Origin of the sequence: Flectobacillus roseus, from assembly GCF_030056595.1 — a bacterium.
GTDB lineage: Bacteria > Bacteroidota > Bacteroidia > Cytophagales > Spirosomataceae > Flectobacillus > Flectobacillus roseus.
In genome coordinates this window covers 73,633-89,230 of sequence record NZ_JASHIF010000007.1, presented here as the reverse complement: position 1 = coordinate 89,230, position 15,598 = coordinate 73,633, and the positions used below count along the sequence as shown (strand labels likewise).

General features: G+C 37.3%; 13 protein-coding genes. 7 read left to right on the top strand and 6 right to left on the bottom strand.

The features are described from left to right. Positions 1-56: 56 nt before the first annotated feature. Positions 57-1,055: an NAD-dependent epimerase/dehydratase family protein gene (locus QM524_RS07515; RefSeq protein ID WP_283344102.1), complete on the bottom strand. Its 999-nt coding sequence runs from the start codon at positions 1,053-1,055 to the stop codon at positions 57-59. Between the two features lie 128 nt (positions 1,056-1,183). On the opposite strand from QM524_RS07515, the gene QM524_RS07510 reads away from it, so the two are divergent. The 6 genes from QM524_RS07510 (at position 1,184) to QM524_RS07485 (ending at position 7,541) form a co-directional block, all read left to right on the top strand. Then, entirely contained in the window at positions 1,184-2,113 is a 930-nt protein-coding gene (locus tag QM524_RS07510) for a Ppx/GppA phosphatase family protein (RefSeq protein ID WP_283344101.1), read from the top strand. A 190-nt stretch (positions 2,114-2,303) separates the two neighbouring features. Further along, entirely contained in the window at positions 2,304-2,945 is a 642-nt protein-coding gene (locus QM524_RS07505) for an alpha/beta hydrolase (RefSeq protein ID WP_283344100.1), read from the top strand. Positions 2,946-3,268: 323 nt separating this feature from the next. Continuing rightward, positions 3,269-3,982 (top strand): MotA/TolQ/ExbB proton channel family protein, encoded by a 714-nt coding sequence (locus QM524_RS07500; RefSeq protein WP_283344099.1) that lies wholly within the window; start codon positions 3,269-3,271, stop codon positions 3,980-3,982. Between the two features lie 25 nt (positions 3,983-4,007). Next, a complete protein-coding gene (locus QM524_RS07495) occupies positions 4,008-4,406 on the top strand; it encodes an ExbD/TolR family protein (RefSeq protein WP_095160376.1) in 399 nt (132 codons plus the stop codon). A 160-nt stretch (positions 4,407-4,566) separates the two neighbouring features. After that, positions 4,567-5,238 (top strand): MgtC/SapB family protein, encoded by a 672-nt coding sequence (locus QM524_RS07490; protein ID WP_283344098.1) that lies wholly within the window; start codon positions 4,567-4,569, stop codon positions 5,236-5,238. A 611-nt stretch (positions 5,239-5,849) separates the two neighbouring features. Continuing rightward, the gene (locus tag QM524_RS07485) at positions 5,850-7,541 is read left to right on the top strand and encodes an ATP-binding protein (RefSeq protein WP_283344097.1); all 1,692 of its coding nucleotides are present in this window, start codon (positions 5,850-5,852) and stop codon (positions 7,539-7,541) included. 76 nt (positions 7,542-7,617) lie between these two features. Here the strand turns inward: QM524_RS07485 and QM524_RS07480 are convergent, their stop codons facing one another. After that, positions 7,618-9,228 (bottom strand): beta-N-acetylhexosaminidase, encoded by a 1,611-nt coding sequence (locus QM524_RS07480; RefSeq protein WP_283344096.1) that lies wholly within the window; start codon positions 9,226-9,228, stop codon positions 7,618-7,620. Positions 9,229-9,378: 150 nt separating this feature from the next. On the opposite strand from QM524_RS07480, the gene QM524_RS07475 reads away from it, so the two are divergent. Next, positions 9,379-9,747: a VanZ family protein gene (locus QM524_RS07475; RefSeq protein WP_283344095.1), complete on the top strand. Its 369-nt coding sequence runs from the start codon at positions 9,379-9,381 to the stop codon at positions 9,745-9,747. A gap of 319 nt (positions 9,748-10,066) precedes the next feature. Here QM524_RS07475 and QM524_RS07470 read toward each other — a convergent pair whose 3' ends face one another. The 4 genes from QM524_RS07470 to thrA are packed head-to-tail and all read right to left on the bottom strand — an operon-like array spanning position 10,067 to position 15,238. After that, positions 10,067-11,002: a homoserine kinase gene (locus QM524_RS07470; RefSeq protein WP_283344094.1), complete on the bottom strand. Its 936-nt coding sequence runs from the start codon at positions 11,000-11,002 to the stop codon at positions 10,067-10,069. 14 nt (positions 11,003-11,016) lie between these two features. Then, positions 11,017-11,703: a DUF4276 family protein gene (locus QM524_RS07465; RefSeq protein WP_095160384.1), complete on the bottom strand. Its 687-nt coding sequence runs from the start codon at positions 11,701-11,703 to the stop codon at positions 11,017-11,019. Next, positions 11,700-12,770: an AAA family ATPase gene (locus tag QM524_RS07460; RefSeq protein WP_283344093.1), complete on the bottom strand. Its 1,071-nt coding sequence runs from the start codon at positions 12,768-12,770 to the stop codon at positions 11,700-11,702. The genes QM524_RS07465 and QM524_RS07460 overlap by 4 nt, the downstream gene beginning before the upstream one ends. Before the next feature lie 11 nt (positions 12,771-12,781). Next, on the bottom strand, positions 12,782-15,238 hold the full coding sequence (gene thrA, locus QM524_RS07455) for a bifunctional aspartate kinase/homoserine dehydrogenase I (protein ID WP_283344092.1): 2,457 nt from the start codon (positions 15,236-15,238) through the stop codon (positions 12,782-12,784). Positions 15,239-15,598 lie beyond the last annotated feature (360 nt).

The window sequence follows — 15,598 nt, the reverse complement described above, 5'->3', positions numbered from 1 at the left end:
AAAATGATGGTTCGTGTTAGTAATTGAATGGAAAAACGATAGCGCCTCTCTATTATTTAAGCTTGTTTTTTTAACAAATTTTGCGAAACTCGGGTAATTGTCTCATCAAAACTTCTGAAATTAAAATTCAATTGTTTTTTGATTTTGGCATTATCAAAATAGAAGTTAAACTTGGACGAACGTGCAGTTTCTTTGGTTAGGATAGGAGTGCTTCCAGTAAGCCAACTTCTCAGAGCCTCTACTCGCCAAAGTATTTCAGAAATGGTATTTGATACCGCCTTGGTTGGCGCTTTTTTTCCTAATGATTGGGATACTTTCTCAAAGAAGTTTTGAAAAGAAATCGTACCAGCGTTCAGAACAAACCTTTCGCCCACAATATCAGATGTTACAAGCTGATAGACACATTCAGAAAGGTCAAGGATGTCTACATAATTGAGGCTTCCTTTGGGATAATAAGTAGGTTCGCTGTTGGCATATTTGAATAGCTGGGTCGAACTTTTATTCCAATCTGCTTCTCCCAGAATTACCGATGGATTGACAATAACTGCATTGAGCCCTTCAGCTACGCCTCGCCATACTTCCATTTCTGCCAAATACTTACTTTTAGCATAATTGGAATTGAGCGGATCTTCTTCCCAAGTAGATTTTTCATTAAGGGTTACTTGCTGACCCTCAACATATTCTTGGGGTAATTTTCTGCCAAGTGCGGCTACAGAACTAATAAAGCAAACTTTTCGAATACCCGCTTCCAAACAAGCATTAACGACATTGGCAGTCCCCTCGATGTTGACTTTATTCATCAGCTCGGCATCTTTGGGCGCAAAGGAAACAACCGCAGCAGCATGGATAACAATGTCGATACCTACCAAGGCTTTTTCCAATGACAAAACATCTAGCACATCGCCCTCAAGCCAATGGATTTGAGATTGAATATCAGTCACTAGAGACAAATCACTGTTGGCACGACGAAACCCCGCGACTTGATGTCCTTTGTCCAAAAAATGTTTGGCAACAAAGCTTCCGACTAATCCTGTTATACCTGTTATTAATACCATACTGTAAAGATAACTATAGAGTTTTTTCCAGACAAAGAACACGAAGTTTTTCGGTGAAAGTTCGTTTGTAGGAGAAGAATCGTGTTTCTTTGTAATTCACTCAAGGTGAGAAATTAGCGATAGCAAATATGAGAAAAGCAATTATTGATTTAGGAACGAATACTTTTCAACTCTTGGTAGTTGAACAAGAAGGGCAAGATTTTCAAATTATACATGAAGATAGTTATGCCGCCAAAATTGGACAAGGTGGTATTTCGAAAGGTATTATTACTCAAGAAGGAATAGCTAGAGCTATTGTAGGATTAAATTATTTTAAGGCCATTTTAGAAAAAGAGGATGTGTCATTAGCAAATGTAAAAGCTATGGCAACCAGTGCGGTACGGAATGCGTCAAATGGTCAAGAGTTTTGTGAAAAAATTGCTGAAGCCACAGGTATCAGTATCCAAGTTATTTCGGGTGATGAAGAAGCAGGATTGATATATGAGGGAGTGAAGCTAGGGACGCAAATCGGACGAACACCGTCGATGATTATTGATATTGGTGGAGGAAGTGTCGAGTTTATCATTTGTGATGCAACAAAGGTTTTTTGGAAACAAAGTTTTGAGATAGGCGGTCAACGATTGATGGATCAATTTATGAGTACTGACCCTATTTCGCCTCGTTCAGTAGGTTTGATGCGTGATTATTTGGAAGATGCTCTTTTGCCATTGACCAATGCCGTACACCAATATGCTCCTGAATGTATTATTGGCTCGGCAGGTTCGTTTGAGACTTTAGTGGATATGTATTGGCATAAGCTTCATGGAGAATGGCCGCCAAGAGAACAAGTAAGTTTTGACTTACCTATAAGTTCTTTCAAAGAATCTTTTTTGGCCTTAGTCTCGCAAGATAGAGAAAAGCGAATGCAAATTCCTGGGATGATAGAGTTACGTGTAGATATGATTGTAGTTGGGGTTTGTTTGATAGATTTTATCCTGAAAAGATATGATATTGAGCAAATTAAGGTATCGACTTATGCTTTGAAGGAGGGTGTATTAGCAAAGTTATTGAATCAATAAGGTAGCGGGCAAAGTAAAAATAATTTTACTCGCTTTAAGCTCTAGGCTTTATGCGGTAGGCTAAAAGTTAAATAGTATTTATCACGAAGTAATAGCAACTTTTGCCTAACGCCTACAGCTTACTGCCTACAGCGTAATAATGCAATTTTATTTTGCACTATTACTTAATTTTCCAAAAACTACTGACATAATGCCTTTACACGAAATTCAAGTGACTAAAACCGCCCGTTATTACACCATTGGCGAGTGGTCGGAAAAAACACGTAAAGTGATTTTCGTACTACATGGTTACGGACAGTTAGGAGAGTTTTTTATCCAAAAGTTTAAAGAATTAGCATCAGAAAATACTTTAATTGTTGCGCCTGAGGCATTATCAAGGTTCTACCTTAATGGATTTTCGGGTAGGGTAGGAGCAACTTGGATGACCAAAGAGTCGAGAGATACCGAGATTTTGGATTACCTCAATTACCTCAATAAATTGTTGGATACCATATTGATGGATTTGAATCCTTTCGATGTAGAGATAGAATTATTGGGTTTTTCTCAGGGGTGTGCTACTGCTGCAAGATGGTTTGAAGTGCAATCAGAAGCATTTCAAAGATTAATTCTTTGGGCAGGGTATTTTTCGGAAGGCATATCAGAGGTAGTGAGTCCTTCCCATTTTGTAGATAAACCTCTGGTGTATGTGTATGGGAAAAAAGATGAAATTTTGGAGCAAGCAAAATTTGATGATTTTCTAAAGTCGTTGAAACAAGCTGTTCCTTCCATCGAAATTATTGAATTTGAAGGAGGACATCAGATCAATACGAAGGTGCTGAGACAAATTTTTTGAGTCGGTGCTTCATTTTTATCAAACGGTAAAAAGAAAGTCGTTTTTCTATGCTACTTTAGTAAAATGAAGTTTTTGGATAAGTATAATAACTACTTTAAACTCATACCCTACAGTACAGCAACTGGCTTTTTTTTGACTTAGTTATATCATATTACTTAAATTTTTTCGTTAAACTTGTTGAAAATTTAGTTCGTACAAGTAACAACTCGTGCGACAATCGCAATAATTTGCAATTAAGGTAACTCAATAATTAATCAATTTCCTACAAATCAAATTAGCCGTATTTTTCAATTAGAAAAATACGCTTTTACCTGTAAAAACTTATGACTACTCTTCTAAGTATCTTATTACAGACAACTACTTTTGAACCCGACACAACATCTACGACGGTAACGACTGTTACCAAGGTTGGAGAGGATCTAAACTTATTTGGCCTTTTAGAAAAAGGTGGATGGGTTATGATTCCTATTTTTGTATTGTTTTTTATTGCTCTTTTCTTGTTTGTCGAGAGATACAGATATATCAGTAAAACGTCTAGATTGGACAATACATTTTTATTTTCAATAAAGGAAATGCTTTTTGCAGGTAACATCCAAGGTGCTATCAACTATTGCAAGACCTCTCCATTCCCAATTGCTCGTTTATTAGAAAAAGGCTTAAATCGTATTGGGTCACCTATGCGCGATATCGAAAATGCCATCGAAAACTCAGCACGTGTAGAGATTTATAACATGGAGAAAAACTTGGGTATCTTATCCTCAATTGCCAAAATTGCCCCAATGTTTGGTTTCTTGGGTACTGTTTCGGGTATGATTCGTACATTCCACAACATTTCGGTAGCCAATAAAATTGACATCAGTACTATCGCAAGTGGTATTTATGAAAAAATGGTAACTTCAGCAACAGGTTTGATGGTAGGTATCATTGCGTACTTCTTCTATACGATTTTGACAACAATGATTGATCGTACAGTAAACAAAATGGAAGTTACTGCGATCGACTTTTTGGATATTCTTCACAAACCAGCCTCTAAATAATAGAGCTCTTTAATTTGAAGTAAATATGAACATTAGAAAAAGAGCTAGAGAACAATCAGAAGTAGAAACTGGAGCCTTAGCGGATATCCTATTCTTCTTGATGATGTTTTTCTTGATGATATCAACCTTGGCAAGCCCAGATGCTATTAAGCTGCTTTTGCCAGAATCAAGCTCAGCAGAACAAACGGCTACCAAAGAAAACATTCGTTTGACTGTAGATGAGAATGATAATTATTTTGTAGATGATAATCCCGTACAAGCCGATCAATTGGAAGCTTACTTGGCTGAACAAGCCAAAGCTAAAAATTCGGAAACGGTAGTTTTACGTATTTCAAAAGACCGTACTGTACAGGAATTAGCAAAAATTTACGACGTGGTGGCCAAATTGAATTTGGCGCTGGTAATGGCCACAGAAAAGCAATAAGGGTAAATACTCAAAAAAATAGCCGTTACGAAAGTGACGGCTATTTTTTTTGCCTTGAGAATATCTATTAATTTCACAGTGCTAAGAAGTTGTTGGAGTAGAAGCCCTGAGGGGCTTACTACCATTTAATGATAAAAATCTGTAAAGAAAAAATATACGTATGTTTTTAATGGGAGATTGGGAGATTCTTTGGAATCATATTGTACATGACGAAGATATAATCAAACTGCTTGCTTCTACTTTTGTAGGAGCGATCATTGGAGGCGAACGCGAGTATCATAGTAAATCTGCAGGTTTGCGAACATTCACTTTGATAGCGGTTGGTTCTACCATTTTTACCATTCTTTCTGAAAAAGTAGGAATGGGTGCCTCTCCTGATAGGATTTCGGCCAATATTGTTACTGGTGTAGGCTTTTTAGGTGCTGGAATCATCTTCAAAGTAGATGATCGTGTAAAAGGGCTTACCACAGCCGCTATTATCTGGGTTACTGCTGCACTAGGTATGGCTATTGGCGATGGGCATATTTTACTTTCTTTTTTTGGCGCAATTATGGTATTTATGATTTTGCAGTTTTTTATCGTTATGGAACGTTGGATTCATAGATATGGCGAAACTCGTAATTACAAAATTGTTATTAAGAAAGGCGATGAAGGATTTCTTAGAATGGAGGAAATTTTTAGACAAATAAAAGTACAAGCCAAGAAAGGTAAACAGATTTATAAGGATGATACTATAACTTGCTATTGGTCGGTAAGAGGCAAAACGTCTCGACATGAGCGTCTTGCGAAAAAACTGATACTCGAACCTCATGTAATTGAATTAGAGTTTTAGAAAAATCGACTTGATTTTTGTGGAATCCAACAGTCGACCTTATAAAGACTTCATTTCCTGGTGCTTGTGATAATTTTAGCGATTCTAATATATCGTAATTCGAATAAAGGATGATAAAAATATTTTTTAAAAAGACCTGTTAGTGTGTTGTAAAAGTGAATTATTTTCTGGTTCACAAACTTATTGAGACGTGTTTTGTTGTATATTTATAATGAATAACTTTTCGATTAGATTATTTTATCATCATTGTAGATAAATAACCAATCATCATACGCTCCTAAGTATCCTCGATTTGATGAACCCCTTTGTTATAAGTTAGTGGGTAAAATTAAATAATTTTTACCCGCAATAGGCATTAAGCTATATGCAGTATGCTGAAATTAATAGGCGTTTCTAATGAAATCATGATTATTTTTTTGCTAAATGCCTACGGCTTACAGCCTTCGTAAGTAATCGTGCCTAGTTGAGTTGAACGAATTAATGAGATGAAATTTCAGTAATCATAATTTTACACGCAATACTCATCGCTCAGAATTCAGCACTCATGCTTAATGTGGTTCTATTTATCCTATCATTTATGCAAACCTTACTTAATCAAGTCGGTTGATATTATGATTTTTCCAAAAATACCAGAAAACGAAACAGAAAGACTAGATACCCTAAAGGCGTATAAAATACTAGATACACTCCCAGAAAAGGATTTTGATGATATCGTAAGAATAGCTTCTCAAATATGTCAAACCCCTATTTCTACAATTACTATTGTCGATGAAAATCGTCAGTGGTTTAAAGCTAAAAATGGGATAGACGGAGATGGCGGTCCGCGCGAACTATCCTTTTGTGCTCATGCGATTGTACAGCCCGATCGTCCTTTTATTATCGAAGATGCACGACAAGACGAACGTTTTTCAGATAACCCGCTGACGATAGGTTCTCCTTATGTGGTTTTTTATGCAGGAATACCGCTTGTCGCAGAAAATGGGCATGCTTTGGGTACTTTGTGCGTGATAGATAGTAGTCCCCGCTCACTCAAGGAAGAGCAAGTGGTTGCACTCAAGGCGCTTGCATCACAGGCAATGGGGCAGTTGGAGCTCCGTAAAAAGACCTTCGAGTTGATGGAAACCAAGGAAAGTTTGGAGCTCAAAAACTTTGCTTTGACCGAAGCTAAAGACAATTTGGAGGTTGCCTTGAAAGCTAAGTCTACCTTTTTGTCGATGATGAGCCATGAAATACGCTCGCCTTTGCATGCGATTTTAGGTAACATCAACCTGCTTTTGGAAGAATCCCCCAGACCAGACCAAGAAGACCCTCTCAATGTATTAAGGTTTACAGGGGAAACATTATTGTCAATCATCAACGATATTTTAGACTTTAGTAAGCTAGAAGCTGGAAAGGTGCAACTCGAAAATATTAGCTTTAATATTCGAGATTTGGTGAAAAATATTGCAAGTATCAACTTGCATCGAGCCAAAGATCAAGGCAATAAAATACTGATTGAGATTGCAGACAATGTGCCTAATTATGTGGGTGGTGACCCTATAAGACTGGTACAGGTGATCAATAATCTTGTTTCTAATGCAGTAAAGTTTACAAAAAATGGCACGATTACCATAAGAGTTACCTTGAAGGAACAACTCGAAACGGATAATATTCTTACCATAGAAGTCACCGATACGGGGATAGGAATTCCTCAAGAAGCCGTAAATCAGATTTTTGAAGAGTTTGTTCAAGCATCCAATAAAACTACCCGTCAGTTTGGGGGTACAGGTTTGGGATTGGCCATTATTCGTAAAATACTTGAACTGTTTGGCACTCGTATTTTTGTTGAAAGTGAAGTTGGTAAAGGCTCTACTTTTAAATTTGATTTGACTGTAGGACAGGTGCAGCAGGAGGTCGTAAAGAAAGATACAGTTGCGAACTTTAACTTTGAAGGTTTCAATGTCATGGCAATAGATGACAACGATATTAACCTCATTATCATTAACAGAAGTTTACAAAAGAAAGGTATTTCGGTAAAAACCTTTAATAATGGCATTGATGCTTTAGAATCTTTGAAAGCGGGCACACATTATGATTTGATCATAGTTGATTTACAAATGCCAGAAATGAGTGGATTCGAGTTTGCAGAGGAAGTGAGGAAATTTTCGGAGATACCTATTATCGCTAGCTCTGCTGATAACAATACAGAAACAATAGAAATGGCACTTAGCACAGGGATGAATGATTATTTATTGAAGCCCCACACGCCACAAGATTTATACATTTTGCTTGCTCAACATTTGAGTTATATCACAGAAGAATAAAAAATAGGTCAGCGAGGAATATCCTGCTGACCTTTATTATTTATAGGAAAATTGGGAGTTACTGGTTTGCGTGGCTTTATTTTAAAAAGCCTTTGAAAAAGTTTACATGCAATTTCTCCAAACGATCTGCATGAACTTTCATGCGCTCAGAGAATTTGCTATAATCTTTTAATTCCTTCCTTGTCCATGCTACCTCCGACAGGGCTGATGCACGAGGGAAAACCATGTATTCAACATAGTCGCTGGTTTGCATATATTCTGTCCAAACGTTTGCTTGAACCCCAATAATATGCTTTTGTTGTTCTGGTGAAAGTTCGGTTGGTGTTGGTTCGTACGAATAGATTTTTTCTAAAGTAGTAAACCCACCAATTGCTAAAGGCTCAGTTTTAGGATCAGCTTGGTAGTGATCCAAATACACATACCCACCTGGCGTCATGATGGCATCGTGGTTTTCTTTAGCCGCTGCAATACCACCTTCAGTACCTCTCCAAGACATTACGATTGCATTTGGCGAAAGACCACCTTCCAAAATTTCATCCCAACCAATCATTTTACGACCTTTTGAGGTAATAAATTTATCGATACGACGGATAAAATAACTTTGTAAGCCGTGCTCATCACCCAAGTTTTCACGCTTGATGATTTCTTGGCAAAAACGACTTTCTTTCCATTGTTTCTTTGGACATTCGTCACCACCGATATGAATATATTCACTTGGAAAAAGCTCCATTACCTCTGTCAAAACATTTTCCAAAAACTGGAATGTTTCTTCTCTTGGACAAAGTACATCTTCATATACACCCCAGTCAGTGGCAGTTTGGTAGATTTTATCAGGATTACAACCAAATTCAGGATAAGCTGCCAATACTGCTTGAGAGTGCCCTGGCATTTCGATTTCTGGAATTACATTGACAAATTTTGCTTTAGCATACGCTACCACTTCTTTTACTTCGTCTTGCGTGTAATATCCACCATAAGGTTTGCCATCAAATTTCTTTGAATAAGCTCTACCTACGACAGTTTGCGCGCGTTTCGAGGCGATTTCCGCCAATTTTGGATAGCGCTTTATTTCAATTCTCCAGCCTTGATCTTCTGTCAAGTGCCAGTGGAAATTGTTCAATTTGTGTAAAGCAATCAAATCAATATATTTTTTGATAAAGCTTACAGGGAAAAAGTGGCGACCCACATCCAAATGCAAACCTCTATACGAATAACGAGGAGCATCAGCAATGGAACAGTTAGGAACCGACCAAGTTATACCTGTAGATTTTTCTTTACTAAAAATTTGATTTGGAAGTAATTGTAACAAACTTTGTAAAGCATAAAATGCGCCTTTTCCTGTGCTGGCTGCAATGCTTACTTGATTGCTACTTACATTAAGCGTATAACCTTCCTCTGCTAGTTGATCATTTTTTACAAACTGAATACTGTTGCTTACGGCTTTACTATTTGAGCTAACTACCTTAGGTGTTGTGCCCATTGCAGCACCCAGTTGGTCAGCCAACATAGACGCCACTTGTTTGAAAGCTGGGTCATTAGTACTTACTACGATACTTGTATTTCCTTTTACAACGAACTGACCTTTCTGAGGTGTGACAGTTTGAGGTAAAGGAACAATATTATATTGATTTTGCGCAGAACTCACAAATACTACGCAAGCACAAATAAGGGTTAATAGTTTTTTCATAAAAAATTGGTTTGATAAAGACGATTCAAAGGTAGGTGAAAAAACTCCAAGGTGTATAACTAAAAAAGAATATTTTTAAATTTTTTTAATATATCAGTAATATATTTCTTATTATCTTTAATATATTACTGATAGCAAATATTTCAAGATATGAATCTGATTGATAAACTCTTAAGAATTAAGGTATGGTCGTGGTTGTGTGGTGTCGCAATCATCATATTGTGTGCAATGCCTGGGGCAAAAATCCCACAGGTATTCAACTTTTATGACAAATTGCAGCATTTATTAGCATTTGGAGTATGGACTTTTTTAGTTGTATATGCTTATAAATCTGAAAAAGGAGGTTTTTTCGCAGGAGTATTGTTTGGGATAGGGATAGAGATAATGCAATATTGTTTACCTAAATCATTTCACCGTTCTTTTGATTTAATCGATGTCGTCGCAGATTCATTAGGAGCTTTGGTCGGTATTGGCTTCTTATGGGCTTTGAAAAAGATTTTTAAAATAGAGATAGAATAATAAATATGTGCAATATATTACTTGATAAAAGATTGTGCTATGTGAGGACGTTATGAATTGTAGCAAGAAATATTTGTCATTTTGAGTTTGAAAATATCGTTAGAAAAGGCAAACCTTTTCTGAGTTTTGGAAGAAATAGCAGAACCTATAGTGGCTTTTGTTTTATTATGTATCAAAAAAGCGGTCGAAAAACAATTTTCGACCGCTTTTTTGATACATAGTCCTTGATGTAGGCTGCAAATCATTGTGCCTCTACAGCAAGAATATAGATTTTTATATAATCACTCATGCACTCAATCATAATTCACTAAATTATTATCTAGCCTATCACGACTGGCCCTGCTTGATTGATTCCAGAAACGTAACAATCAGAATCGATACCTACCTTTGAAAAACCTTCTTGCATGGCTTTTCCCACTTTTTGAGCAGTGTCAAAATCTTTTGACAAAGCAAACATCGAAGGTCCAGAGCCAGAAATAGAACAGCCAAGCGCTCCATTTTCAAGTGCAGCATTTTTGACAACGTCAAATTGTGGTATCAAAATCGCACGAACGGGTTCAATGATTACATCAACTAATGAGCGAGAAATCAAATCATAATCAGGAAGCATTAAGCCCGCTACCAAACCAGCTACATTGCCCATTTGAGTAATCGTCTTTTTCAAAGAAATTTCACGTTTCAAGATATTACGTGCATCCTTGGTATTTACCTCGATATGTGGGTGAACAATGGTGGCATATAGCTCCTTGGGTGTACGAAGTTGGATAATGTCTAATGGGTCGTAGCTACGAATTACCGTAAATCCACCCATCAAGCTTGGACCAACATTGTCGGCATGAGCTGAACCACAAGCAATAAATTCGCCTTCCATCGCAAAAGGTAATAGGTCTTTTTGTGCCAACGGACGACCTAATAACTCATTTGCTGCAAATACACCAGCCACCGAGGAAGCTGCCGAAGAGCCTAACCCCGAACCTAGTGGCATCAATTTTTTCAAGTCCATTTCAAAACCCTGCGATTCAGCCCCGATAGCTTCTAGGAACTTGATAATGGCAATACCAGCCGTATTTTTACTTGCATCCAATGGCAAACGACCTTCGTCACCTTCAATTTTATTAATTTTTACGCCTTTTAAATCAGTTTTGCGCAATATTAGCTCATCGCCAGGATTGTCAACCGCAAAGCCAAATATATCAAAACCACAAGCCACATTGGCAACTGTAGCAGGGGCGAATACTTTTATTGAATCATTCATGGTTTTGTAAAATCTTAACTCGCTAATACGAGTGAAATAATATTTTCAAGCCACACTGAAAAGCGTGGACAATATTCAATGATTGTTTCTAAGCCTGTCAATTCAGCAATATCAATACCATCGACAATTTTATTATATTTTTTGCCTGATGCAGCAAAAATCCTTTCGAGTCTTTTGGATGGGAAGTTGTCAGGGTTGGTATTTATATCTTCAATGCTTGTATAACCGCTTTTAAGGTCTATTATCTTATTCTTTATTTCCTCATCTTCCAAGTCAAATCCTTCGGATGGGTTTGCAAATAGAAGGGTTTCAAATTCGTGTCTGAGAATATTAGGTATAAAGTTTGGGTATGGTTTTATAGAGTTGACATAATTTTTTAATGACTCTTCCATACAACTTATACGTTGTTCGGTATTGTTATGCTTAATACAACGTAAATAATTTGGTAGTTTTTGCTCACTATTGATACCTGAATGATCTATCATCGTAGTAATAATAGGTTCGTTTTGGTAATGTAATAAAGGCTCGATAGTATTGCCAAAATGTGTGATATTATTGAACCCATGACCTCCTCCTTTCATTGAAATAATGACGGATTGGATATGAGTGGAAATACCTCGCTGATAGAGATAAGGAATTAATAATCTATCAACAAATTCTTTTTCTGTTTCTCCTTCTACGACAAAGTATAAATCTTTCATGGTGTACCTCCGATAACATTTTTATGCCATAAGTTTCCTAAGGTGTAGTTTTTAAGCCAATTTTGAAGAGATGAACTTTCAAGTCTTTTAAATGCTGAATCTGTTTGATTTCTATCTACAATAATAACGTCTTCAGGGGCAAAGTTATCAACCAAATCTGTCGATTGTGTAGATACAATCACCTGACTTTGAGCAGAGGCTTTTTTGATTAGTCCTGCTAGCTTATTTATAGCGAAAGGATGTAATCCCAACTCTGGTTCATCTATAATAATAGTTTTTGGTAAATTTGGCTGCAATAGCAATGTCGCCAATGTCATAAATCGTAATGTGCCATCTGATAAGTGCATAGCAAAAAAAGTCATATCTGACCTTTTTTGTTTCCAAGCTAACTGAATTTGGTCATTGCGGATTTTGTCTGGTTGTAAATCAAAACCTTCAAAATATGGGGCAACTGTTCGGATTACATTTTCAATTTTTCGAAAATCTCTAGGAGACGTTTCTTGTAAATAAAATAAATATGCAGCCAAATTCCCTCCATCTTCTCTCAGGACTCTATTGTCATTAATACTTCCTTTTTGCTTGATTTTCGCTGTTTTACTAGTGTCATGAAAGTGAAAAACCCTGAAAGATGACATATAGGTGTTGACATACCGATAACGAGCACCTTCTGTATCTTTTAGCTTACTTTCTAAATAACCTTTTCCTAAAGCAACCTCGTCCCAAGAAGGGAAACCATGATGGAATTGAGTACTCTCATGCTGAAAGTATAAGCTTCCTTGTTGATTGGTAGCGAGTGTAAACAGATAGGCATTCGTACTATCAAACTCAATTCGCCCAAACAGCTTTTCTGTGTATTTTAGTCCTAAATGAAGAATATTTTCGGCACCAGCTTCTTCGGCTACGTAGTTTTGTAAATCTTGATGATAGAGTTGATAGAGCAACTTAAAGAAGTTGATAAAATTACTTTTACCTGCTCCATTTGCTCCAATTAAGATATTGATAGAAGATAGTTTCAAGTCCATTTTTTGAATGGACTTAAAACCTTGTATTTCGATGCGATTTATCATAGTAAAACCTATTACGCCAAATAGCTTCCTATAGCAACAATATCGGCAAATACCCCCGAAGCGGTTACTTCTGCACCAGCGCCTGGTCCTTTGATGACCAACGGACGGTCGTGGTAACGTTTGGTGGTAAATGAAATTACGTTGTCGGCGCCATCCATCATATAGAATGGATGCGTTTTGCCGATGCTTTTTACCCCAATCGTAATTTTATTGTCTTCGAGTGTTGCGATAAAACGAAGTACTTCGCCTTTAGCTTCGGCTTCGTCAACCATTGTTTCAAAATAACTATTGGATACTTCCAGTTCGTTGAAAAAGTCTTCTACAGTAGGTGCTTTTTCACAATTCTCTGGTAATAATTTCAAAATGGTTACGTCCTCAGGTTCCAATCTTAGTCCGATTTCACGACCCAAAATCAAAATCTTACGAGCTACATCCATACCACTCAAATCTTCGCGTGGGTCTGGCTCGGTGTAACCTTTTACTTTGGCTTCACGAACGATGTCAGCAAATTTGACACCTTTTTTGAAGTTGTTAAAAATATAAGATAGGGTACCCGAAAGTACTCCTTCAATTTTCTCAAATCTATCGCCCGAAGCAATCAAACCTTGCAAAGTGTTGATCACAGGTAAGCCTGCACCTACGTTGGTTTCGTACAAGAATTTGACGCCTTTTTTCAAGACTGTTCTATGCAACAACGCATAGTCTTCATATCGACCAGAGTTGGCTACCTTGTTTGGCGTTACGACCGAGATATTCGATTCAAATAAACCAAGGTAGTAGTTATGGATATTCTTGTCCGCTGTACAATCTGCAAATACAGAGTTAGGTAAATTCAGGCGTTTGGCTTCTTCCACAAAAGCCCAAAGTTCTGCGGTTTTGCCCATCGAATCCAAGGTCTCTTGCCACGAATCCATCGAAATGCCATCGCTTGTTACGAGCATTTTTCTGGAATTCATTACACCTACTAAATTTACTTTCAAACCTCTATATTTTGACAAATAATTTGCTTGTCCTTTCAATTGATTCAAAAGCGCTTTTCCTATCAAACCAGTACCCACCAAGAATAAGTTGAGCGTTTTGACTTGAGAGAAAAAGAAAGTATCGTGAATAACATTAAGTGCTTTTGAAATATCTTTTTTCTCGATAACTACCGAAATATTCAACTCAGAAGAGCCTTGTGCGGTAGCCACGATATTGATACCATTTTTACCTAATACCGAGAACAATTTACCGCTCACCCCCGTATGATGACGCATACCTTCCCCAACTACGGCAATAACAGATAGATTTTCCTGAATATCTACTCCTTCAATGTCTCCTAAAGCGATTTCGCTTGCAAATTCTGTTTCCAAAATTTGACGTACCTGTTGCGAATATTGTGGGTCAATGGCAAAACAAATCGAGTGCTCAGACGATGCCTGAGAAATCAATACCACCGAGATTTTATGCTTGGCAAGAATCGTGAATAACTTTCCTGAAACCCCAGCCACACCAATCATCCCTGAGCCCTGAAGGTTGACCAAGGCTAAGTTATCAATCGAACTAATACCTGTAATGATATACTCGCTTGGCTCTGCTTGGCGACTTACAACTGTGCCAATAAAGCTAGGGTTGAAGGTATTGAGTACACGAATGGGAATATTTCTGGCAAATGCTGGTTGCAACGATGGCGGATAAATCACCTTAGCCCCAAAGTGCGTCAGTTCCATTGCCTCCGAGTACGTAATTGTTGGAATCGTAAAGGCATTTTTTACCTTACGAGGGTCTGCGGTCATCATACCGTCTACGTCGGTCCAAATTTCGATTTCCTCAGAATTGAGGGCAGCACCAAATATAGAACCTGTATAGTCAGAGCCACCACGTCCTAAAGTCGTAGTTTCGCCTTTGTCAGTCGAACCAATAAAGCCTGTAATTAATTGTAATGATTTGGTTTTGGCAAAATGTTCTTGAATCAGACTATTAGTCGTGTCAAAATCCACCTCTGCCATGCCGAAAGTATCATTAGTACGAATGACTTTGCGTGCGTCTAAAAACTGACAATCAACGCCTTGTGCATGAAGGATTTCGTAAATGAGAGTGGTCGAAAGACGTTCACCAAAACTTACGATTAAATCAGCTGTTCGAGAAGAAATCTCACGAATCAACGACACCCCTTTCAATAAATCCTCTAGTTCGTTGATAATCGTTCGGATATTAGCAAATACTTTTGATTGAGCTTTTACATCGATCAGCGCTCTAACTACATTAAAATGACGCTCTTCGATCGTTTTTACAAGGTCAAAATAACTTAAATCACTTACTGCGGCTCTTTTACCCGTTTCGATAAGCTGATTGGTTACTCCACCCATTGCCGAAAATACAACGGCGATTTTTTCTCCTTTTTCAAGGTTTCCCTTGATGATGCTTAGAACTGATTGAATACTTTCAACGGTTCCGCATGACGTTCCTCCGAATTTTAATACTTTCATATTTTGGTAAAGATGCTGCTCGATAAGTTGGTGTAAAAGCCTCTTAAAAAGCACGCTTCTGCTTTACAACAGCAGTTTAAATGTTTATAATGGAGTACAAATATAGATAAAGCCTTGATATGATTTGACCTTTAGGAAAGCTTTTCCAAGAATAATCTTTGGGGATTTTAGGGGGCAAATAGAATATTTTTCCTGCTAAATAGTAAAATAACGGTATAAATAAATGATTAAATCTTATGCCTAACTAAAATATTTTGCTTTATGCCTGTTTGGGAAGTTAATTTCTGGAAACCTCAACGCGTAAAAATTTGTTTTATAATTATAGAATTTGGAACAGTCCGATGTATCGGTGTTCAATTT

Bases quoted from the DNA above. Each gene is read 5' to 3' on its own strand.
- QM524_RS07470 (WP_283344094.1), bottom strand. From the start codon at position 11,002: ATGAATGATTCAATAAAAGTATTCGCCCCTGCTACAGTTGCCAATGTG.
- QM524_RS07475 (WP_283344095.1), top strand. From the start codon at position 9,379: ATGAATCTGATTGATAAACTCTTAAGAATTAAGGTATGGTCGTGGTTG.
- QM524_RS07480 (WP_283344096.1), bottom strand. From the start codon at position 9,228: ATGAAAAAACTATTAACCCTTATTTGTGCTTGCGTAGTATTTGTGAGT.
- QM524_RS07505 (WP_283344100.1), top strand. From the start codon at position 2,304: ATGCCTTTACACGAAATTCAAGTGACTAAAACCGCCCGTTATTACACC.
- QM524_RS07490 (WP_283344098.1), top strand. From the start codon at position 4,567: ATGTTTTTAATGGGAGATTGGGAGATTCTTTGGAATCATATTGTACAT.
- thrA (WP_283344092.1), bottom strand. From the start codon at position 15,238: ATGAAAGTATTAAAATTCGGAGGAACGTCATGCGGAACCGTTGAAAGT.
- QM524_RS07465 (WP_095160384.1), bottom strand. From the start codon at position 11,703: ATGAAAGATTTATACTTTGTCGTAGAAGGAGAAACAGAAAAAGAATTT.
- QM524_RS07485 (WP_283344097.1), top strand. From the start codon at position 5,850: ATGATTTTTCCAAAAATACCAGAAAACGAAACAGAAAGACTAGATACC.
- QM524_RS07510 (WP_283344101.1), top strand. From the start codon at position 1,184: ATGAGAAAAGCAATTATTGATTTAGGAACGAATACTTTTCAACTCTTG.
- QM524_RS07460 (WP_283344093.1), bottom strand. From the start codon at position 12,770: ATGATAAATCGCATCGAAATACAAGGTTTTAAGTCCATTCAAAAAATG.
- QM524_RS07515 (WP_283344102.1), bottom strand. From the start codon at position 1,055: ATGGTATTAATAACAGGTATAACAGGATTAGTCGGAAGCTTTGTTGCC.
- QM524_RS07500 (WP_283344099.1), top strand. From the start codon at position 3,269: ATGACTACTCTTCTAAGTATCTTATTACAGACAACTACTTTTGAACCC.
- QM524_RS07495 (WP_095160376.1), top strand. From the start codon at position 4,008: ATGAACATTAGAAAAAGAGCTAGAGAACAATCAGAAGTAGAAACTGGA.